Annotated in this window: 20 protein-coding genes; 6 read left to right on the top strand and 14 right to left on the bottom strand. The window is 73.9% G+C overall.

Going from position 1 to position 20,714, the window contains the following annotated elements; translation table 11 throughout:
- Positions 1-44 precede the first annotated feature (44 nt).
- From ACWGJO_RS36250 to ACWGJO_RS36220, 7 genes are all read right to left on the bottom strand, one after another.
- Positions 45-1,712, bottom strand: coding sequence for a DoxX family membrane protein (locus tag ACWGJO_RS36250; RefSeq protein WP_452189954.1), 1,668 nt, complete (start codon positions 1,710-1,712; stop codon positions 45-47).
- A 231-nt stretch (positions 1,713-1,943) separates the two neighbouring features.
- A complete protein-coding gene (gene rlmB / locus ACWGJO_RS36245; protein ID WP_452189953.1) occupies positions 1,944-2,936 on the bottom strand; it encodes a 23S rRNA (guanosine(2251)-2'-O)-methyltransferase RlmB in 993 nt (330 codons plus the stop codon).
- A 136-nt stretch (positions 2,937-3,072) separates the two neighbouring features.
- Complete coding sequence (cysS, locus tag ACWGJO_RS36240) at positions 3,073-4,467, bottom strand: cysteine--tRNA ligase (RefSeq protein WP_452189952.1); 1,395 nt, start codon at positions 4,465-4,467, stop codon at positions 3,073-3,075.
- Positions 4,468-4,561: 94 nt separating this feature from the next.
- On the bottom strand, positions 4,562-4,957 hold the full coding sequence (locus tag ACWGJO_RS36235) for a PPOX class F420-dependent oxidoreductase (RefSeq protein ID WP_387689131.1): 396 nt from the start codon (positions 4,955-4,957) through the stop codon (positions 4,562-4,564).
- A 141-nt stretch (positions 4,958-5,098) separates the two neighbouring features.
- Positions 5,099-5,602 carry a 2-C-methyl-D-erythritol 2,4-cyclodiphosphate synthase gene (gene ispF, locus ACWGJO_RS36230; RefSeq protein ID WP_380551255.1) on the bottom strand — a complete coding sequence of 168 codons (504 nt, stop codon included), beginning with the start codon at positions 5,600-5,602 and terminating at the stop codon, positions 5,099-5,101.
- Positions 5,592-6,350, bottom strand: a complete 759-nt coding sequence (ispD, locus tag ACWGJO_RS36225) for a 2-C-methyl-D-erythritol 4-phosphate cytidylyltransferase (protein ID WP_452189956.1) — start codon at positions 6,348-6,350, stop codon at positions 5,592-5,594. Before ispD ends, ispF begins: the two co-directional genes overlap by 11 nt.
- 297 nt (positions 6,351-6,647) lie before the next feature.
- The gene (locus tag ACWGJO_RS36220; protein ID WP_014136563.1) at positions 6,648-7,130 is read right to left on the bottom strand and encodes a CarD family transcriptional regulator; all 483 of its coding nucleotides are present in this window, start codon (positions 7,128-7,130) and stop codon (positions 6,648-6,650) included.
- A gap of 428 nt (positions 7,131-7,558) precedes the next feature.
- On the opposite strand from ACWGJO_RS36220, the gene ACWGJO_RS36215 reads away from it, so the two are divergent.
- Positions 7,559-8,176: a hypothetical protein gene (locus ACWGJO_RS36215; RefSeq protein WP_452189951.1), complete on the top strand. Its 618-nt coding sequence runs from the start codon at positions 7,559-7,561 to the stop codon at positions 8,174-8,176.
- Positions 8,177-8,278: 102 nt separating this feature from the next.
- On the opposite strand, the gene ACWGJO_RS36210 is transcribed toward ACWGJO_RS36215, so the two are convergent.
- Both ACWGJO_RS36210 and ACWGJO_RS36205 read right to left on the bottom strand, forming a co-directional pair.
- Positions 8,279-8,974: a response regulator transcription factor gene (locus tag ACWGJO_RS36210; protein ID WP_031069385.1), complete on the bottom strand. Its 696-nt coding sequence runs from the start codon at positions 8,972-8,974 to the stop codon at positions 8,279-8,281.
- Positions 8,975-8,976: 2 nt separating this feature from the next.
- Positions 8,977-10,404, bottom strand: a complete 1,428-nt coding sequence (locus ACWGJO_RS36205) for a sensor histidine kinase (protein WP_452189950.1) — start codon at positions 10,402-10,404, stop codon at positions 8,977-8,979.
- Between the two features lie 306 nt (positions 10,405-10,710).
- Here ACWGJO_RS36205 and phoU point away from each other — a divergent pair, with 306 nt between their 5' ends.
- Positions 10,711-11,400: a phosphate signaling complex protein PhoU gene (phoU, locus tag ACWGJO_RS36200; protein WP_359830323.1), complete on the top strand. Its 690-nt coding sequence runs from the start codon at positions 10,711-10,713 to the stop codon at positions 11,398-11,400.
- A gap of 170 nt (positions 11,401-11,570) precedes the next feature.
- Positions 11,571-11,750 carry a hypothetical protein gene (locus ACWGJO_RS36195; RefSeq protein WP_387689121.1) on the top strand — a complete coding sequence of 60 codons (180 nt, stop codon included), beginning with the start codon at positions 11,571-11,573 and terminating at the stop codon, positions 11,748-11,750.
- Positions 11,751-11,880: 130 nt separating this feature from the next.
- Here ACWGJO_RS36195 and ACWGJO_RS36190 read toward each other — a convergent pair whose 3' ends face one another.
- Positions 11,881-12,477: a lytic polysaccharide monooxygenase auxiliary activity family 9 protein gene (locus tag ACWGJO_RS36190; protein ID WP_359913730.1), complete on the bottom strand. Its 597-nt coding sequence runs from the start codon at positions 12,475-12,477 to the stop codon at positions 11,881-11,883.
- 291 nt (positions 12,478-12,768) lie between these two features.
- On the bottom strand, positions 12,769-13,527 hold the full coding sequence (locus ACWGJO_RS36185; protein WP_359913728.1) for a phosphoglyceromutase: 759 nt from the start codon (positions 13,525-13,527) through the stop codon (positions 12,769-12,771).
- 149 nt (positions 13,528-13,676) lie between these two features.
- Between ACWGJO_RS36185 and ACWGJO_RS36180 the strand changes: the two genes are divergently transcribed.
- Positions 13,677-14,966 carry an MDR family MFS transporter gene (locus ACWGJO_RS36180; protein WP_452189949.1) on the top strand — a complete coding sequence of 430 codons (1,290 nt, stop codon included), beginning with the start codon at positions 13,677-13,679 and terminating at the stop codon, positions 14,964-14,966.
- A gap of 37 nt (positions 14,967-15,003) precedes the next feature.
- Here the strand turns inward: ACWGJO_RS36180 and ACWGJO_RS36175 are convergent, their stop codons facing one another.
- Together ACWGJO_RS36175 and mshA are read right to left on the bottom strand one after the other, a co-directional pair.
- Positions 15,004-15,540 (bottom strand): type III secretion system chaperone family protein, encoded by a 537-nt coding sequence (locus ACWGJO_RS36175; protein WP_387726928.1) that lies wholly within the window; start codon positions 15,538-15,540, stop codon positions 15,004-15,006.
- 131 nt (positions 15,541-15,671) lie between these two features.
- Positions 15,672-17,042, bottom strand: coding sequence for a D-inositol-3-phosphate glycosyltransferase (gene mshA / locus ACWGJO_RS36170; RefSeq protein ID WP_452189955.1), 1,371 nt, complete (start codon positions 17,040-17,042; stop codon positions 15,672-15,674).
- Between the two features lie 217 nt (positions 17,043-17,259).
- Here mshA and ACWGJO_RS36165 point away from each other — a divergent pair, with 217 nt between their 5' ends.
- On the top strand, positions 17,260-18,093 hold the full coding sequence (locus ACWGJO_RS36165; protein ID WP_452189948.1) for a class I SAM-dependent methyltransferase: 834 nt from the start codon (positions 17,260-17,262) through the stop codon (positions 18,091-18,093).
- Between the two features lie 236 nt (positions 18,094-18,329).
- Here ACWGJO_RS36165 and ACWGJO_RS36160 read toward each other — a convergent pair whose 3' ends face one another.
- On the bottom strand, positions 18,330-18,893 hold the full coding sequence (locus ACWGJO_RS36160; RefSeq protein ID WP_452189947.1) for an O-acetyl-ADP-ribose deacetylase: 564 nt from the start codon (positions 18,891-18,893) through the stop codon (positions 18,330-18,332).
- A gap of 240 nt (positions 18,894-19,133) precedes the next feature.
- Here ACWGJO_RS36160 and ACWGJO_RS36155 point away from each other — a divergent pair, with 240 nt between their 5' ends.
- Positions 19,134-20,624, top strand: coding sequence for a PP2C family protein-serine/threonine phosphatase (locus tag ACWGJO_RS36155; RefSeq protein ID WP_452189946.1), 1,491 nt, complete (start codon positions 19,134-19,136; stop codon positions 20,622-20,624).
- The last annotated feature ends 90 nt before the right edge of the window (positions 20,625-20,714 follow it).

Here is a 20,714-nt window from a genome sequence, read left to right as displayed (position 1 = left end):
GTGCTCCCCCACGGAGCACCCGGCCGATCGCCGTAACCAGGGCCTCAGGTCGCGGTCGGTGCCCCCGGGTGGGAGGCCCGGCCGCCGGACAGGTCGGCCAGCGGCGCGCTGCCCAGCACCCCGCCGAGCAGCCCGCCGGAGCTCGGGCTGGACTTGGACCCCGGCCCCGCGCCGCCGGCACCCGGGGTGCTGCGCGACGCGGGTGCCGTGCCGCCCGGGCCGGTGGGCGGCGCGGGCGCGGCCGGGGACGCGCCCGACCCGGCTTCAGCCCTGCCCGAGTGCCCCTTGCCGCTCGGCGTCGGGGTGGCGGGCTTGGCGGGCGGCGTGGTGGCCGGGGCGGTCGCGCTCGGCGGCGGGGTGGCCGGGCGCGGGGCGGCGGGCGGGGGCGTGGTGGACGTGCCCTTGCCGCCGCTGGGGGCGCCGGACGGACTGCCCGACGGCCAGACCGGGGTGCCGTAGTCGGTGGCCGGACGGTCCGGCGCCTGGTGCGCCCGGGCGCCGGTGCGGACGGCGGCGCCGAGCATCGAGCCGAGCAGCAGGGTCAGGCCGACCACGACCGTGGTGACCACGGCGCCGCGGCGCAGCACCCGGCGGCGCAGTGCCCCGGAGGTGTCCGCGCCGAACCGGCGCCAGGCCTCCAGGCCGAGCCGCCCGTCCAGCGAGGCGAACGGCGCCCCGGCGATCAGCAGCGGGCTCCACGCCGCGAGGAAGATCAGGTCCGGGGTGTCGTAGACCGGGACGGCCCGCCAGCTGACGGTGAACAGCAGCGCGGCGGAGAGCGCCATCGCGGCGCCGGCGGCGAGCCGCTGCCAGAGGCCGAGGACGGTCAGCACGCCGACCACGATCTGGGTGAACGACACCGCCAGGCCGGCGCCCACCGGGTGCGCCATGGCGAAGGCCAGCAGCGGATCGGCGACCTTCCAGGGGTGCAGCGAGGAGAGCCAGCGCATCATCGAGCCGCGCTCGCCGCCGTCGAAGTACACCGGGTCGCAGAGCTTGCTGAACCCGGCGTAGACCGAGAGCGAGCCGAGGACGGCGCGCAGCGGCAGCAGCACCAGGCCGAGGTCGACCCGGCGGCCGGGGTACCAGGGCTGCTTGCCCGCGGCGTCGGCGGCGGAGACCTCGGGCAGCTCGCCGCTCGGGGTCCAGCCGTGCGGCTCGCCGACCGGGCCGACGCCCGCGTCGGTGGCGGTTCCGGCACCCTCGCGGGGCTGGCGCGGGACGGCCCGGGCGCCCGCGAGGGAGGGGAGCGCCCGGGTGTCCGGCTCGACCAGGCGGACGCCGCCGGCCGGGGTGCCGCCGAGGCGCACCGCTTCCAGCAGCTGGGTGGCCGCGAGGTCCCCGGGGGGTGCCTGGCCGGTCCAGGTGACGGCGGTGACCCGGCCCTTGCGGCGCGGCGCGCCGCCGGCCCCGGCCCCGGCCAGCGCCGGGACGGCGGAGGCGGGCACGACGACCTGCGGGGTGACCAGCGGACGGCGGATCAGGCCCTGGTTGGCGTACGGGTCGCCGAACGCGGCGCCGGTGGACAGCAGTCCGGCCGAAGCCTCGATCAGCGGCGCCGTCGGGGCGCCGAGCCGCAGCCGGAAGCTCGCCTGGGTGCTGCTGAGCCGCGAAGGGTCCGACTCCACCTTGACGGTGTTGAGGGCGGGGCCCGCGTCTATCCCGGAACTGCCGTTGCCGAACAGGGGGCGCCGAGGTGTTCTGGTGTCCACGCCCGTCTAACCGGGTGACGGCCGCTTAGGACACTCTGCCGGGTGGATGTCCGGCGCACACTTGAAGTGATCATGAAAAAAGCGATCGGGCCCGATCGGGCCCGATCGCCTTCCACTCGGATTGCGGGGAATTCGGAAGATCGCCTGCGCTCCGCGCCCCGGCCGTGCTCAGCACCAAGCGCTCGGCACCAAGCACCGAGCACCAAGCGCTCGGCACTCAGCGCTCGGCACTCAGCGCTTGGCGCGCAGCCGCGCGGCCTCGTACAGCACGATGCCCGCCGCGACACCGGCGTTCAGCGACTCGGTCAGGCCGGACATCGGGATCCGGACCCGCATGTCGCAGGTCTCCGAGACCAGCCGGGACAGGCCCTTGCCCTCGCTGCCCGCGACGATCACCACCGGGCCGGTCAGCAGCGCCAGGTCGCCGATCTCGGCCTCGCCGTCGGCGGCCAGGCCGACCACCATCAGGCCGGCCTTCTGGTAGGCCTCCAGGGCGCGGGTCATGTTGGTGGCCCGGGCGACGGGCAGCCGGGCCGCGGCGCCGGAGGAGGTCTTCCAGGCACCGGCGGTCATGCCGGCCGCGCGGCGCTCGGGGATGACCACGCCGTGCGCGCCGAAGGCGGCGGCGGAGCGGACCACGGCGCCCAGGTTGCGCGAGTCGGTCACGCCGTCCAGCGCGATGATCAGCGCGTCCTGGCCGGCGTCGGCGGCCTCCGCCAGAAGGTCCTCGGGGTGCGCGTACTCGTACGGCGGCACCTGGAGCACCAGGCCCTGGTGGTTCATCCCGCCGGTCATCTGGTCCAGCTGGGGCCGCGGGGCCTCCATCAGCGGGATGCCGCGGTCGTTGGCGGCCTGGAAGGCGTCGCGGACCCGGTCGTCGGTGTCGATGAACTGCTGGACGTACAGCGCGTTGGCCGGCACGTCGCCCTGCAGGGCCTCGACCACCGAGTTGCGGCCGAAGACCAGTTCGGCGCTGCCCGCGCCGCCGCGGCCGCCGCGACCGCCGCCGCCGGCCCGGCGCATGCCGGCCCGGGCCTTGGCGTCCCGCTCGCGCTTGACCGCGGCGTTGGCGGCGCGCTGCTTGGGGTGACCCTTGCGCTCCGCACCGGGCGGGGTCGGACCCTTGCCCTGGAGCGCCTTCCGGCTGTGCCCGCCGGTACCGACAGACGCGCCCTTCTTCGATCCGGGGTTGCGGCGGTTCCTGCGCTGGCTGTTGCCGGCCATGGCTGTACTTCCTGTCTGTCCGGCATGCCCCGACCGCCCCGGTCTGCCCGGTGGCCGCCGACGACATGCGTACGTCATGCGGGAGGGCCGCACCGGTCCGGTACGGCCCACCCATCACCCCGATCGTCGGATGGGGTTACTGGCTGTTGATCGTCCAGCGCGGGCCGGACGGGGTGTCCTCGATCGCCAGCCCGGCCAGGCCGAGCTGGTCGCGGATGGCATCCGCGGTGGCGAAGTCCTTGCGCTCGCGCGCCGCCTGCCGCTGGTCCAGGACCAGGCGGACCAGCGAGTCGACCACGCCGTGAAGGTCCTCGCCGCGCTCCGTCCCGGCCCAGTGCGGGTCGAGCGGGTCGAGGCCCAGTACACCGAGCATCGCACGGACCTCGGCCAGTCGCGCCACCACGCTCTCCTTGTCGTCCGCGTTCAGGGCGCTGTTGCCCTGGCGGACGGCGGTGTGCACGACGGCCAGCGCCTGCGGGACGCCGAAGTCGTCGTCCATCGCCTCGGCGAAGGCCGGCGGCACCTCGGGCGCCGCGTCGACCGTGCCGCAGCGCTCGACGGCGCGCTGGATGAAGCCCTCGATCCGGCCGAAACCGGCCTCGGCCTCGCGCAGCGACTCCTCGCTGTACTCGATCATCGAGCGGTAGTGCGGGGCGGCCAGGTAGTAGCGGAGCACGATCGGCCGCCACGCCCGGACCATCTCGGAGACCAGCACCGAGTTGCCCAGCGACTTGCTCATCTTCTCGCCGGCCATGGTGACCCAGGCATTGTGCACCCAGAAGTTGGCGAAGTCGTCGCCGTAGGCCTTCGACTGGGCGATCTCGTTCTCGTGGTGCGGGAAGATCAGGTCCAGCCCGCCGCCGTGGATGTCGAAGGCCGCGCCCAGGTACTTGTGGGCCATCGCCGAGCACTCCAGGTGCCAGCCCGGACGGCCGGGGCCCCACGGGGTCTCCCAGCTCGGCTCGCCCGGCTTGGCGGCCTTCCACATCGCGAAGTCGCGCTGGTCCCGCTTGCCGGTCTCGCCCTCGCCCTCGGGCTGGCGCAGGTCGTCCAGCTTCTGGTTGGAGAGCGCCAGGTAGCCGGGGTACGACCGCACGTCGAAGTAGACGTTCCCGTCGGACGCGTAGGCGTGGCCCCTGGCGATGAGCCCCTGCATCATCGCGATCATCTCGGGGATGTGCCCGGTGGCCCGCGGCTCGACGGTCGGCCGCAGGCAGCCGAGCGCGTCGTAGCCGTCGTTGAAGGCGCGCTCGTTCTCGTAGGCGATCTGCCACCACGGCGTGCCGAGCTCGCGCTCCTTGGCGATGATCTTGTCGTCGATGTCGGTGACGTTCCGGGCGAAGGTCACCTGGTAGCCGCGGTAGGCGAACCACCGCTGCATGATGTCGAAGTTGAGGTACGACCGGATGTGCCCGATGTGTGGCGCCGACTGGACGGTAGCGCCGCACAGGTAGATCGAGACACAACCCGGTACAAGCGGGACGAAGTCGCGTACCTGGCGGGTGCTGGTGTCGTACAGACGAATGCTCACAGCGTCAAGCGTAGTGGGCAGCAGGGGGTGCCCCGCCACATTCCCCGGGACAACGGGGGCGTGATCCCGGGGAAACAGTGGCCCGTGGGCGGGGTCAGATGCTGCCGAGCACCTTGCGCGGGGCGAGCCGGACGACCACCCGGACGTCGTCCGGACCGTCCCAGGTGTACTTGTCCACGCCGCGGTACTTGGCGGCCAGCTCGTCGATCAGCTCCCGGCCGCCCTCGGTGGTCAGCGAGACCTCACCGCGGGCCTCCAGGTACTCGTACGGGTCCTCCGACGGGTTGACGAGGATCGAGACCCGCGGGTCCCGCTCCAGGTTGAGGTGCTTGCGGCGGCCCTGGACGGTGGAGAACAGGATGTCGTCGCCGTCCCGCTTGACCCAGACCACCGAGGACTGGGGGCTGCCGTCGGGCTGGATCGTGGAGACCACGGCGAAGCTCTTGTCGTCGAGCAGCGCCTTGGCACGGTCGGAGAGCTGGGCGGTCACGGATTACCTCTTCTCGTCGGCGGTTCGGCCCGAGCGGAAGCCCGTACGGGCCCGAGCCGAACAGTAGCGACTCGGGCCCCGCGGACACCGGGTGAACACCCGTCAGGGGCGGTTTCTTCCCGCCCGCTCACCGCGACCGGCTCAACGCCGTTCGTACACCAGGGCGGTGGCGATCGCGGCCAGCCCCTCGGCCCGGCCGGTCAGGCCCAGTCCGTCGGTGGTGGTGCCGGAGACGGACACCGGGGCGCCGACCGCCCCGGACAGCGCCGCCTGCGCCTCGTCCCGCCGCTTGCCGATCTTCGGCCGCACGCCGATCACCTGGACGGCGACGTTGCCGATCTCGAAGCCCGCCTCGCGGACCAGCCGGGCCGCCTCACCGAGCAGCTTCACCCCGGACGCGCCGGCCCACTCCGGGCGGTCGGTGCCGAAGTGGGCGCCCAGGTCGCCGATCCCGGCGGCCGAGAACAGCGCGTCGCAGGCGGCGTGGGCGGCGACGTCGGCGTCCGAGTGCCCGGAGAGCCCGGCCCCGGCGTCCGGCCAGTCCAGCCCGGCCACCCGGAGCGGGCGGCCGGCCTCGAAGGCGTGCACGTCGGTGCCGATCCCCACCCGGGGGATCACGGGGGTGGTCTGCGGGTCAGTAGGCATCGGCGGCCCTCCTGCGGGCGAGTACGGCCTCGGCGAGCACGAGGTCCAGTGGACGGGTGACCTTGAACGCCTCCTCGTGGCCGGGCACCACGACGACCCGGCCGCCGTAGCGCTCGACCAGGCCGGCGTCGTCGGTGACCGGCGGCGCACCGGCGGTGCCGTCGCTCTCCTCGGCCAGCGCCTTGGCGTGCACCTCGACCAGGGTGGCGCGGTCGAAGCCCTGCGGGGTCTGCACCGCGCGCAGGGTGGCACGCTCGGGCGTGTCGAGCACCGGCTCGGGACCGCCCGGGTTCGGCTCGACCCGCTTCACCGTGTCGGCCAGCGGCACCGCGGGCACCACGGCCCGCGCCCCGGCCCGGACGGCGGCCGCGACGGCGTCCACCACCTCGACCGGGACCAGCGGGCGGGCCGCGTCGTGCACCAGCACGATCCCGACCTCGTCCGGGATCGCGGCCAGGCCGAGCCGGACCGACTCCTGGCGGGTCGCCCCGCCGGCCACCACCCGGATGTCCTTGTCGTCCAGCCCGTGGCTGTCCAGCAGGGCGACCACCTCGGCCACCCCGTCGGCGGGCGCGGCGACCACGACCAGGCCGACCGCCCGGCTGCGGGCCAGGGCCCGGACGGCGTGCACCAGGAGCGGCACACCCCCCAGTTCCCGCAGGGCCTTCGGGGCCCCCGGCCCCAGCCGCTCACCGCGTCCGGCGGCGGGCACCACTGCTGCTGCTGCGACTGCTCCTGACGCGTTCAGGTTTCACTCCTTCGGCGAAGTGGGTATGGCCATGGCGTGCCCGGCGGGCGCACCGGGCCCCTTCCGAAGAACCACGGTCCACCGCCCGCCGCACAGCTCCGCAAGCTCCCCGCAACAGCGGGAGCCGAAACGGTCTTGCCGGCCTCGGTCGGCCAGGGCGGGTGGCGTGGTCCGGACATGCCTCAGCGCCCGAAGTGCCAATGCACCACTCCCGGACGGTTCGTCCGAGGAGCGGCGCGCCGGCACCGGGCGCTGTGAGCGTTGGGCGGCAGCCCGACCGCACTGCGGTGGCGCGCGCTACGAGGCGAGGACCTCGTCGAGCAGCGTCTCCGCCTTGTCCTCGTTGGTGTTCTCCGCCAGCGCGAGCTCGCTGACGAGGATCTGGCGCGCCTTCGCGAGCATTCGCTTCTCGCCGGCCGAGAGGCCGCGCTCGCGCTCGCGGCGCCAGAGGTCACGAACGACCTCGGCGACCTTGATGACATCACCCGAGGCGAGCTTCTCCAGGTTCGCCTTGTAGCGACGGGACCAGTTGGTCGGCTCTTCCGTGTACGGTGCCCGCAGCACCTCGAAGACCCGGTCCAGACCCTCCTGGCCGACCACATCGCGCACACCGACGAACTCCGCGTTCTCGGCGGGCACGCGGAGCGTCAGGTCTCCCTGCTGCACCTTGAGCACCAGGTAGGTCTTGTCCACACCTTTGATCTGGCGAGTTTCGATGGCCTCGATCAGCGCGGCCCCGTGATGGGGGTAGACCACCGTGTCGCCAACCTTGAACGTCATGTGACAGGACCCCTTCCGTGGCTTTCCAGAATAACACGCTTCTCGGCACACTCGAAGGGCGTTTTCGCAGGTCAGGGCCGGTCTCGGGGCTTGACAACGACCCCCATGACGTGCTGCGACCGGTGTTCGAGAACGGCTTCCCGCAGGTCGGAGGCGGTTCCGGGGTTGGACGAAACCCTTGCGCAACACCCCCGCAACCATGATTGGATCTTGAGCTTTCACCCCTTTTCGGGTCGCGGCCGAATCGTTATTCGATCTTGGTCGAACCTTGTCCGTCGAGTGACCTGGACACGTCGAGCGTGCCGCCGGACGGCCCCCCGGCGGCCCCCGGGAGTGCGACACGGGGGCCACCCCGTGAGGAGCGCATAAGTGAGGTCGATAATCTGAGACCTGACCTACCGACACGTGACTTAGGAGAAGCCGCCGCCGTGAGCCGCAGCCTTCGACGCGGCAGCATCGCCGCCATCGCCGCCATCGCCATCGCCTCGCTGTCCTCCTGCGCCGCCGGCAACACGCCGGATACCTTGCAGATCAAGCCCGACAACGCTGCGGCGACCCTCGGGACCAACCTCCGGCTGAACAACATCGTGGTCGTCACCGGGGAGAACACCGCGGGCGACTACACCGGTGCCGCCAGCGTGGTCGTGAACATCGCGAACACCGCGAACATCCCGGCCGAGCTCCAGTCCGTCACCGTCGGCGGTGCCGCTGCCACCTTCGCGGACGCCGCCGGCGCTCCGCTGTCCAGCATCGTCGTCCCGGCCGGCGGCGCGGTCGCGATCGGCGGTCAGGGCAACCCGTCCGCCACCGTCGCCTCCGCGACCGTCCACGTCGGCGGCTTCGCCCCGACCGTCTTCACCTTCAAGGACGGCCAGAAGGTCGAGGCCCAGGCCGGCGTGAACCCGAACCTCGGCCTCTACGAGGGCTACGGGCCGACCCCCTCGCCGACCCCCTCGCCGACCGCCACCCCCGCCAGGACCACCACCCCCGGCGCCACCGCCCCGGCCACCGGCGCCGCCGCTCCGGCCGTCCCGGCCGCGCACTGACACCGCACCCCGCCCCTGGCGGGCCCGCCAGGGCCCGCCGGAGCGACGCGAAGGCCCCCTCCGGCTGCTGCCGGCGGGGGCCTTCCGCGTGGTCGGGACGGTTTACGGCTCGAACTTGTAGCCCAGGCCGCGGACGGTGACCAGGTAGCGCGGCGCGCCCGGGTCCGGCTCGATCTTGGCCCGCAGGCGCTTCACGTGGACGTCCAGGGTCTTGGTGTCGCCGACGTAGTCCGCGCCCCACACCCGGTCGATCAGCTGCATCCGGGTGAGCACCCGGCCCGCGTTGCGCAGCAGCATCTCCAGCAGGTCGAACTCCTTCAGCGGCAGGTCGACCTTGGCGCCGTCCACGGTCACCACGTGGCGGTCCACGTCCATCCGGACCGGGCCCGCCTCCAGGGCGCCCGGGCCGCCGCCGTTGTCGCCCGCGCCGCCGTCCTCGCCGCGGCGGCGCAGCACCGCGCGGATCCGCGCGACCAGCTCGCGGGTGGAGTACGGCTTGGTGACGTAGTCGTCAGCGCCTATCTCCAGGCCGACGACCTTGTCGATCTCGCTGTCCTTGGCGGTCACCATGATCACCGGGACGTTGGAGCGCACCCGGAGCTGGCGGCAGACCTCGGTGCCGGGCAGGCCCGGCAGCATCAGGTCGAGCAGGACGAGGTCGGCACCGTTGCGTTCGAACTGCTCCAGGGCGTCGGGGCCGGTGGCGGCGACGGCCACCTCGAAGCCCTCCTTGCGGAGCATGTACGAGAGGGCGTCGCTGAACGACTCCTCGTCCTCGACCACCAGTACTCGGGTCACGATCAGGCCTCCGGGGCAAGCTGAGGGGTTGTGTCTGACAGGTGTTGTTTCCGTTCCCCGGCGGGGAACGGACGGTCCGTACGGGCCGTGGTGAGGGTTCGGGGTGCGGCGGCGGGCCCGGCGGGGTCGCCGCCCGGCGCGCGGTCCGGCGCGTCAACGGGACCGTCGAACGCGTCGGGCTCGTCGTCGAACGCGTCGTCGGGCTCGTCCTCCGTGGGTGCCTGCCCGGCGGGCAGGCGGACGGTGAAGGTCGAACCCTGGCCCTCGACGCTCCACACCGAGACGGTGCCGCCGTGCGAGGCCGCGACGTGCTTGACGATGGACAGGCCCAGGCCGGTGCCGCCGGTCGCCCGGGAGCGGGCGGGGTCGACGCGGTAGAACCGCTCGAAGACCCGCTCGCGGTCCTTCTCGGAGATGCCGATGCCCTGGTCGGTGACCGAGATCTCGATGAGCTCGCCGTCCGCCTCCCCGAGCGCCGCGGCGCTGGAGATCCGGCGGGTGGCGATGGCCACCCGGGTGCGGGGCGGGCTGTAGTTGACGGCGTTCTCGACCAGGTTGCCGAGCGCGGCGGCGAGCTGGCCGCGGTTGCCGTGCAGGTAGAGGCCGGCGATGCCGCCCGCCGCGATCAGGATCTGCTTGGCGGCGGCCTGCTGGCGGCAGCGGTCGATCGCCTCGGCGATCAGCTCGTCCACCGCGACCGGCTCCGGGTCGACCATCAGCCGGTCGTCCTGGACCCGGGAGAGGTCGATGATCTCCTGCACCAGGCTGGCCAGCCGGGCCGCCTCGACCTGCATCCGGCCGGCGAAGCGCTGCACCGCCTCCGGGTCGTCGGACGCGTCGACGACCGCCTCGGAGAGCAGCGACAGGGCGCCGACCGGGGTCTTGAGCTCATGGCTGACGTTGGCCACGAAGTCCCGGCGGACGGCTTCCACGCGGCGCCGCTCGGTCTGGTCCTCAACCAGCACCAGCACCAGTCGGGAGCCCAGCGGGGCCACCCGGACGGAGACCGCGAGCGGCTCCGCCGCGCGGGCCGCGCCCGGCCTGGGCACCTCCAGCTCGACCTGGCGGATCTCGCCGTCCCTGCGGGTGGCGCGCGCCAGCCCGAGCATCTGGTCCACGGCGACGGCGCCACCGCGCACCAGGCCCATCGCGTACGCCGCCGAGCTGGCCTTGACCACCTCGTCGCCCTCGCCCAGCACGATCGCGCAGGAGCGGAGCACGGAGAGCACGGTGTCGACCCCGGGCGGCAGCGGCGGCTCGGGGTTGCCGGTGCCCAGTGACTGGTACCGGCCGGGGTTCCTGCCGCCGGTTGCGCTGTACCTGCCCCTGGCCTGCTCGCGCTCGCTCCAGCGGAAAGCGATGGAGGCGGTGAGGCCGACGCCGAGCCCGGCTATGGCACAGGCAGCGGCGGCGGCCACGTTCACGTCCATGTGGCCAGCGTAAGCGCACGACCAGGGCAGTCCCCATGCACTGGGTCAAGGCATCCACCACGCGTTGCCGAGAATTCACCTTCAGGTAGCTGTCGATTCACCGTAGCGGCCGTGCACCGTCGCCCTGGCGGCGGAAAGTTGGCCGGGCAGCCCGTGTGGGAGAGATCGGTGTGCCGAACAGCGGCCATCGGCTCGGGTGTGCGCGTACGATGCGCGCCACCAGCAGCGGTCACCCGGACGCCGGAACGACGGTCGTACGGGCCGGCCGGTCGGCACCGCCACCGACACAGCTACTGAGGAGAGAACATGCGCGACGCGTACCACGAGGAACTCGATGCGATCGGCGACAGCCTGGTCGAGATGGCCCGGCTGGTCGGATCGGCGATGGGCCGGGCCACCACCGCCCTCCTCGACGCGGACCTGGCGCTGGCGGAGAGCGTGATCGCCGCCGACGAGAAGGTCAACGAGCTCCACCACGAGCTGGAGAACCGGGCCATCGACCTCCTCGCCCGCCAGCAGCCGGTCGCCACCGACCTGCGCATCGTCGTCACCTCGCTGCGGATGAGCGCCGACCTGGAGCGCTGCGGCGACCTCGCCCGGCACGTCGCCAAGGTCGCGCGGATGCGCTACCCCGACACCGCCGTGCCGAGCGACCTGCACTCCACCGTCCTGGAGATGGGCCAGCTCGCCCAGCGCCTGGTGGCCAAGGCCGGCCTGGTCATCGCCACCAAGGACGTCGACAAGGCCCTGGAGATGGAGCAGGACGACGACGCGATCGACACCCTGCACCGCGAGCTGCTGTCGCACCTGATCGACGAGCGCTGGCACCACGGCATAGAGACCGCCGTCGACATCACCCTGGTCGGCCGCTACTACGAGCGCTTCGCGGACCACGCGGTGTCGGTCGCCAAGCGCGTGGTGTACCTGGTGACGGGCGAGCACGTGGCCGAGTTCGTGGCCGCCACCGAGGCCGCCGAGGCCGCGCCGGTCGACTGACCGCCGGTCCGGGCTCACCCCGAGGGGTGAGTAAACCTGCGGCAAGGGTGGTGCGGGCGCACGGACTTCCGTGCGCCCCACCACTGCGCGCCCGTTGACGCTCATCCGTTCGACGGCTTCACTCGACGTTGGGGGCACAGGACTGTGCCCGTCACAAGGAGGGAAGCTCGATGAAGGCCAACCCGTCCCGACCGGCAACCGCCCACGACTCCGTCGAGCCACCCGCCCCGAAGCTGCTTCCCGTCCTCGCGGCCGGCTGCGGCTGCGGCCCGGGCTGCGGCTGCGGCTGCCAGTCCGGCGCGCCCTGCCAGTGCGGAGGCGCCGACGGCGGCTGCTGCGGCGGCCACTGAAAGCGGCACCGCCCGAGGAGCTCCCGAGGTGCACGGCCCACCGGCGACCGTGCACCTCGCGCTTTCCGGCCCACCGTCCAGCGCCTTCCGGCCTGCTCGCCCGCTCACCCTCCCGCTGGCCTTCCGCAGGTCAGAACCGGACGTCGGAGCAGGAGTAGAAGGCGTTCCCGGTGTCGGAGATCGTCCAGACCGCGACGACCACCTGGTGCCCGGTGCGCCCGCCCGGGACGGTCGCGGTGTGGCTGAGCGTGCTCGGCACCTGCTTCCCGCCGTACGGGACGGTCAGGAAGGGCGTCAGGTCCAGGTTGGCGCGGGTGACCGGCTGGCTCGCGTCGTAGCCCGGCTTGGTCATGTAGTACCGGAAGTCGGCGGTCGCGTGCCGGGCGGTGAACGTCCAGGTGAAGGTGAGCTGCTGGCCCGCCGTCACCGGCGTGGTCGGCCAGGCGCCGCCGTGGGGGTCGTCCAGCTCGGCGAAGCGGGCGTTGCCGCCGGCGCAGATGGTGCCGTCCGAGGGGCCGAGGGCCGGGAAGCCCTTGGGGCCCTCGACGCTCTGCGGCTCCCACTGGATGTCACCGCAGTCCCACGGGACGCCGTCCACGTGGGTGTCGCAGAGCGCGGCCCGGCTGGGCGGGGTCGAGATCCAGCCGTGGGACGAGGCCGGGAAGGCGAGGGTCAGCGGGATCGCCAGCGCGGCGACGGCGGCCCCGACGATGTGACGTGTGCGCATGGTGCTCCTCCGTGGGGGTGGATGGAGTGTGCGCCGGGGGCGCGGACGCGCGCGCGTGGGGGTGCGGCGGCCCGGACGGGGAGATCCCGGCATGCCTGCGCCAGTCCGGTGCCCTCACGGTAGGAGTCGCCGACCGAGCCCGTCAATGGTCTGAACCAGTTTCCCATTCACTGCCCAACTCCCCTCCCGCGCAGTCAGGTTGAGCCCGAACCGACCGAGAACGAGCCGACCGAAAACGAACGAAGCCCCGCCCCCGGTCGGACCGGGGGCAGGGCCGTAGCGGCAAGCGGCTTACTTCTTGCCCTGGTTCTTGACGGCCTCGATGGCGGCCGCGGCGGCGTCCGGGTCGAGGTAGCGGCCGCCCGGGGTGACGGGCTTGAAGTCGGCGTCCAGCTCGTACACCAGCGGGATGCCGGTCGGGATGTTCAGGCCGGCGATGGCCTCGTCGGAGACGCCGTCGAGGTGCTTGACCAGCGCGCGCAGGCTGTTGCCGTGGGCGGTGACCAGCACGGTCCGGCCGGCGGCGAGGTCCGGGACGATGGCGTCGTACCAGTACGGGAGCATCCGCTCCACGACGTCCTTCAGGCACTCGGTGCGCGGACGCAGCTCGCTCGGGATCTCGGCGTAACGGGCGTCGCCGGCCTGCGAGTACTCGGAGTCGTCGGCCAGCACCGGCGGCGGGGTGTCGTACGAGCGGCGCCACAGCTGGAACTGCTCCTCGCCGAACTCGGCCAGGGTCTGGGCCTTGTCCTTGCCCTGGAGCGCACCGTAGTGGCGCTCGTTCAGCCGCCAGCTGCGGCTGACCGGGATCCAGTGCCGGTCGGCCTTGTCCAGGGCGATCTGCGAGGTGCGGATGGCGCGGCGCAGCAGCGAGGTGTGCAGCACGTCGGGGAGCAGACCCTCGGCGGCCAGGAGCTCGCCACCGCGGGCGGCCTCCTTCTCGCCCTTCTCGTTGAGGTCGACATCGACCCAACCGGTGAACAGGTTCTTCTGGTTCCACTGGCTCTCGCCGTGGCGGAGCAGGATGAGTCGGTACGTCGTGTCAGCCATGGCCCCCAGCTTAGTGGGGGCCCGGAAAACCCCTGGTGGGGACCTTCGGCCAATGTGTAATGTGTGCCTCGCGCATCTGACACTTACACGCGTCGGCTGACCGGGCCTGCCGCACCGATCGGCGGACGCCTGCCCCCGGGAGCCCCCACATGCTCGTCACCGCCGGTTTCCGAAGAATGATCCAGGAGACGGCGGGCGGGCTGCCGCGCCAGTTCTGGTGGCTCTGGGTCTCGACCCTGGTCAACCGGCTCGGCGCCTTCGTGGTCACCTTCCTCGCGCTCTACCTCACCAGCAGCCGCGGGTACTCGGCCACCTACGCGGGCCTGGTCGCCGCCCTGTTCGGCCTCGGCTCGGCGGCCTCCGCGATCATCGCCGGCGTGCTGACCGACCGGGTCGGACGCCGTCCGACCCTGCTCGCCGCCCAGCTCGGCACCGCGCTGTTCACCGCCGTGCTCGGCTTCACGGACGGTCAGGTCGCGATCGCGGTGGTGGCCTTCCTGGTGGGCTTCTGCAACAACGCCACCCGGCCGGCCATCTCGGCGATCATCGCGGACATCGTCCCGGTCGCCGACCGGGTCCGCGCCTACTCGCTGAACTTCTGGGCGATCAACCTGGGCTTCGGCCTCTCCTCGGCCGTCGCCGGCCTGATCGCCAGCCACGGCTACCTCACGCTCTTCCTGCTGGACGCGCTCTCCACGGCGCTCTGCGCGGTGGTGATCTTCGTCAGGATCCCGGAGACGAAGCCCGACGTCCGGACGGCGAAGGCCGACGAACCGGCGGTCGGCCTCGGCACCGTGTTCCGCGACCGCCGCTTCATGGCCGTGGTCGGCCTCACCCTGCTGCTCGCCCTGGTGCTGCAGCAGGGTGCCACCACCCTCGCGGTGGACATGGGCCGCCGGGGGATCACGTCCACCGAGTACGGCCTGGTCATCGGCCTGAACGGGCTACTGATCGTGCTGCTGCAGATCCCGCTCACCCGGTGGGTCGAGAGCCGCAGCCGGTCGGCCATGCTGGCGGCGGCCTCGCTGTTCATCGGCTGGGGATTCGGGCTGACGGCCCTGGCCGGGTCGTCCGCGTGGTTCTACGCCGGCACGGTGGCGGTCTGGACGGTCGGGGAGATCCTCTACACGCCGACCCTCATGGGCCTGATCGCCGAACTGTCGCCGACCCATGCCCGCGGGCGCTACCAGGGCGTCTACTCGCTCGCCTGGTCGCTCGCCTCGTTCCTCGGCCCGGCCGTCGGCGGGGTGCTGCTGGAGCGGGCCGGCGGCGGGGCGCTGTGGGGTGCGTGCGGGGTCTGCGGCACGGTCGCCGCGGTCGGCTACCTGCTGCTGGGCAAGCGGACCGGCGCCGCGCAGGACATCCGGCCCGGCGGGACCGTCGTCGCGGTCCCGGCGCCCGCGGCGGAACCCGCCGGGAAGGCCCCGGCGGGCGCCTGACCGAACGGGTCGGCCCGAACGGGTCGGTCCGCACGGGTCAGTCCGCGTCCGGGGCGCCTGCCGGCGGCTCCTTCGGGGCGGCCAGGTGGGCGAAGGCGGCCAGGTTGCGGGTGGACTCCCCGCGCTTGGTCCGCCACTCCCACTCCCGGCGGATCGCCGTGGCGAAGCCCAGCTCCAGCAGGGTGTTGAACGGCTCGTCCGCGTTCTCCAGCACCGTCCCGAGCAGCCGGTCCACGACCTGCGGGGTGAGCGCCTCCAGCGGCAGCCGGCCGGCCAGGTAGACGTCGCCGAGCGCGTCGACCGCGTAGCCGACGCCGTACAGCCGGGTGTTGCGCTCCAGCAGCCAGCGGTAGACGGCCTCGTGGTTCTCGTCCGGACGGCGGATCACGAAGGCGTTCACCGACAGGGTGTGGTCGCCGACCCGCAGGGCGCAGGTGGTGCTCAGCTTCCGGGTGCCCGGGAGGGCCGCCACCAGCGTGTACGGGTCGGTGGCGGCCGGTTCCCAGGCCACCCCGGCGTCGTCCAGGGCGGTGCGCAGGAGGGTCAGGGCCTCGTCCTTGGTGCGGATTGCCATGGGGGTGACGTTACTCGCCGGTACCGGGCGGGCGCAGCCTCGGCCGGTCGGCGACGGGCCGCGCGACGTTCCGCCGGGCCGCCCCCGGGCCGGTCGGCGACGGGCCGACCGAGGGCCGGGCCGCCCCGCGCTCAGGCCAGTCGGCGACGGGCCGCGGCCATCCGGCCGGCCGGGCGGGCCATGCTGCCGGCGTACACCTCGGCGGTGGTCGCCGCCGCGGTGTCCCAGCCGAAGCCGGCCGCGTGCCGGGCCGCCGCCGCGCCGCGCCGCGCCACCAGGCCCAGGTCGGTGATGTACGGCTCCAGCGCGTACGACCAGTCCAGCGGGTCGTGGCCCTGCACCAGGGTGCCGGTCTCGCCGTCCCGCACCGCGACCGGCAGTCCGCCGACCGCGGCCGCCACCACCGGGGTGCCGCAGGCCTGCGCCTCCAGCGCGACCAGCCCGAAGGACTCGCTGTACGAGGGCATCACCAGGGCCGTCGCCGCCCGGTACCAGTCGGCGAGCAGCTCCTGGCCGACCGGCGGGTGGAACCGCACCACGTCGCAGATGCCCAGCTGGGCGGCGAGCTTGTGCAGGCTCTCCGGCCGGGCCAGCCCGGTGCCGGACGGCCCGCCGACCACCGGCACCACCAGGCGCTCGCGCAGCTCCGGGCGCCGGGCCAGCAGCGCGGCGACCGCCCGCAGCAGCACGTCCGGGGCCTTCAGCGGCTGGATCCGGCCCGCGAACAGCAGCACCGCGGCGTCCTGCGGCAGGCCCAGCCGGGCCCGTGCGGCGGCGGGCGTCCGCGGGCCGCCGGGACGAAAGACGTCCAGGTTGACCCCGGGGTGGACGACGGCCAGCTGGTCCGGCCGGGCGGCGTAGTGCAGCGCGAGCTCTGCGGCCTCCTCGGTGGTGTTGGCGATCAGCCGGTCGGCCGCCTCCACCACCTGGGTCTCCCCGATCACCCGGGCCGCGGGCTCGGGCGTGTCGCCCGCGGCCAGCGCGGCGTTCTTGACCTTCGCCATGGTGTGCATGGTGTGCACCAGCGGCACCCCCCAGCGCTGCGCGGCCAGCCAGCCGACCTGCCCGGAGAGCCAGTAGTGCGAGTGCACCAGGTCGTAGTGGCCGGGGCGGTGGCCCGCCTCCGTCCGCAGCACCCCGTGGGTGAAGGCGCACAGCTGGGCCGGCAGGTCCTCCTTGATCAGGCCCTCGTACGGCCCGGCGGTGACGTGGCGGACCAGCACGCCCGGGGCCAGCTCGACCGTCGGCGCGTCGTCCGAGCAGGTCGACCGGGTGAACACCTCGACCTCGATGTTGAGGTCGGCCAGGCGCTTGGCCAGCTCGACGATGTAGACGTTCATCCCGCCGGCGTCCCCGGTGCCGGGCTGGTGCAGCGGCGAGGTGTGGACGCTCAGCATGGCGATCCGGCGCGGACGGCGGCGGCCGGGGACGAGCGACTGGAGCCGGCCGCGCGCGGGGGCGGCCGACTGGGCACGGCGAACCGAACGGACGGGGTGCTGGATCACCTGGCTGAAGCCTCCTCTGTGCTGCCCGTCGAGGCGGTCCGTACCGGGCCGCCCGTAGTCCGGTGTGCGCTGCCCCGTCCCGGGCACACATCACCACCAGTCTGCCAACCACACGGACCGCGCTCGGCATTCCCGCCCCGGCCCACCGGCCGGGGCGGTCGCCATCGCCCCAGGTCAGCGTGGTGCCGCCGACGGCCCGACTACCCTTCTGGGCATGGCTGCCTCCTTCGAACCCGTTCCCGCCGCGCCCGCCCGCGGACGGACCGGGCGACCGGTGGGGACGGTCACCCGGGGCACCACCAACACCAACCGGCTGCGCCGGATGGACCGCTGGATCGCCCACACCCTCGGCGGCGCGCTGCGCGCCGCCGAGCGCCCGCCGGTCGCGGTGGACCTCGGCTACGGCGCGGCGCCGTGGACCGCCGTCGAGCTGGCCGGGCGGCTGCGCACGGTGCGGCCGGACGTCCGGGTGGTCGGGATCGAGATCGAGCCGGAGCGGGTCGCCGCCGCGCTGCCGTACGCCGAGCCGCCGCTGCTCACCTTCCGGCGCGGGGGCTTCGAGGTGCCGTTGGACGGCGGCGCGCCGGCCCAGCTGATCCGGGCCGCCAACGTGCTGCGGCAGTACGAGGAGTCGGCGGTCGCCGGGGTGTGGGAGCGGCTGTGCGCGCGGCTCGCCCCGGACGGGCTGCTGGTCGAGGGCACCTGCGACGAGATCGGGCGGCGGCACGTCTGGGTCGCGCTCGGTCCGGAGGGACCCCGGACGGTGACCTTCGCGGCCCGGCTGGGCGGCCTCGGCCAGCCCTCCGACCTGGCCGAGCGGCTGCCGAAGGCGCTGATCCACCACAACGTGCCCGGGCGGCCGGTGCACGCCTTCCTCACCGACTTCGACCGGGCCTGGGCGGCGGCCGCGCCGTACGGGGCGTTCGGGGCGCGGCAGCGCTGGGTGGCGGCCTGCACGGCGCTGGCGGGCGGCTGGCCGCTGGTGGACGCGCGCGGACGGTGGCGGCAGGGCGAGGTCACGCTGCCCTGGTCGGCGCTCGCGCCGTAACGGCGGGCCGGCACCGCAACGGCGGGTCGGCGCGGTGACGGCCGGCCGGCGCGGTGCTGCCGCGTTCGGGGGCGCGCACATGCCCGCGAGCGCCGGAGCTGGTGACCGACCCGATGCATTCACTCGAACGAGTTATCGAATATCTCTGGCGTGTTGACGCCCCGGCACGCCACCATGGACCCGGCCGAGCGGCGGCACCACACGCCACCCGGCCGGCACCACGCCCCACCCGGCCGTCAGGCGTCCCGCTCGGACAACTCCCGCCGAGCCCGCTCGAACACCCCGTACATCTCCGACCCGAACAGCACGAACCGCACCTCCGCCAGCTCCGCACCCGCCTCCACGTCACCGCCGTCCAGCACCTCCGCGACGATGCCGAGTGCGATCCGGGCCGCGTCCGCCGGCGGCCAGCCGTAGATCCCGGCCGACACGGCCGGGAAAGCCACCGTGCGCGCGCCGAGCGCCACCGCGGTGCGCAGCGACTCGCGATAGCAGGAGGCCAGCAGCTCCGCCCGCTCCTCGTACTCCTCCGCCCGGTAGACCGGCCCGACGGTGTGCACCACCCACCGGGCCGGCAGCCGTCCGGCCGCCGTCGCCACCGCCCGTCCGGTGGGCAGCCCCCTGCCCCAGTGCGAGGCGCGCAGCCGGCGGCACTCCTCCAGGATCTGCGGCCCGCCCTTGCGGTGGATCGCGCCGTCCACCCCGCCACCGCCCAGCAAGGACGAGTTGGCGGCGTTCACCACCGCGTCCACCGGCTGTTCCGTGATGTCACCCTCCACCAGGGTGATCCGCTCCACCATCGCCCGCTCCCGCTCCCTCTCCCGGGCCGCCCGGCGTCCGCCGGGACGGAACCGAGTCGTCGTCCGAGTCCAGTCACCGCACCGCCACCGGCGTGGCAATAGCCACAACGGCGCCGGTCGGCCGGAGAAATCCCCGGAGATCACGTTATGGTCGCGAGAAGTTCCCCGACGCGCGGTGCCAGGCGGGCACTGCGGACGGACGCCGGCCGTTACGCAGTCGGGGAAAGGGAGGAACCACCGATGCCCGCAACGGGAGACGGGCGGGCACCTGGTGCCGCGGACCTGCCGGGCGCCCATGACGGCGCCCGCGTCGGCCATGCCCGCGGCCGTGCCACGACCGGACCGGCCACGGCGACTTCCCCGATACCTCACCCCCGCTCACGGGCCGCGCACGCCTCCCACCCGTCCCACATCCCCGACCCGGACGGCCCCGCCGCGGCGGACGGGCCAGCCGACGGCACACCGCTGCGGCTGCTGGTCATCGAGGACGACGCCTCGGACGCCCAGCTGATCAAGGCCGCGGTGGCCGACAGCGGCACCTCGATCGAGATCCACTGGGCCCGCGGCCTGGACCAGGCCACCGAACTGCTCGCCCCGCCCGCGCCCTGGGCCCGGCGCGGGCGATCCCGCACCCCCGAGTTCGGCTGCGTGCTGCTCGACCTCGCCTCGCCCGCCGACCTGCCGCACCCGTCCGACCCCTCGGACGGGCTGGAGGGCCTGCACGAACTGCTCCGCCGGGCCCCGCACACCCCGGTCGTGGTGCTCACCGACGCCGCGGGGGCCGAACTCGGCGCGGCCGCCGTCGCGGCCGGCGCCCAGGACTTCCTGCTCAAGCACGAGACAGACGGCCCGCTGCTCGCCCGCGCCCTGCGCTACGCCGTCGAGCGCAAGCGCGCCGACGAGTCCCAGCGCCGCCTGGTCGAGGCCGAGTTGCGCGGCCAGGAGAACGCCCGCCTCCAGCGCCACCTGCTGCCCACCCCGCTGCTCGACGGCGCCGGGCTCTCCTTCACCCGGCGCTACCGCCCCGGCCGCCGCCGCGCGCTGCTCGGCGGCGACTTCTACGACGCCGTGCGCACCGACGACGGCACCGTCCACGTCGTGATCGGCGACGTCTGCGGCCACGGCCCGGACGAGGCCGCGCTCGGCGTCGCGCTCCGGATAGCGTGGCGCACCCTGGTCTTCGCCGGCCTCACCGGCGAGACCCTGCTCACCACGCTCCAGCACGTGCTGGAGCACGAGCGGCGCAGCGACGAGATCTTCGCGACGCTCTGCATGCTGGTCATCGAGCCCGGCGGCAGCGACCTCGGCTCGCTCGGCGCCGGCGAGCGGGCCCGGCTCTACCTCGCCGGGCACCCGGCGCCGCTGCTGCTCGGCCGGGACCACGAGCCGATCTCGCTGCCCTCCGACCTCGCCGGCCCCGCGCTCGGCCTGCTGCCGTGCCACGACGGGCAGGCCGCCTGGCCCGCCCACGAGGTCGAACTGCGGGCCGGCTGGCGGCTGTTGCTCTACACCGACGGGCTGATCGAGGGCCGGGTCGGGGCCGGGTCGCGCCGCTTGGGCCAGGATGGGCTCGCCGACCTGGTCGGCGACCACCAGGCCGCCGGGCTGACCCGGGGGCGGCTGGTCGACAGCGCCATCGCCGAGGTCGAGGAGCTGAACGGCGGGGCGCTGACCGACGACGTCGCGGTACTGCTGCTGGAGCGCAACCCGGTGCAGCTGATCCTCGGCTGACGGGCCGGCCCTCCGCGCCGCCGGCCGAGCATGCGCCGGGTACGTGGTGGGCACGCGGCGGCCCGGGCGGGTGAACTCCCCGCCCGGGCC

Source organism: Kitasatospora sp. NPDC054795, from assembly GCF_053611565.1.
Note: the sequence above shows the minus strand (reverse complement) of the source record. Positions and strands in the feature narration are given on the sequence as shown.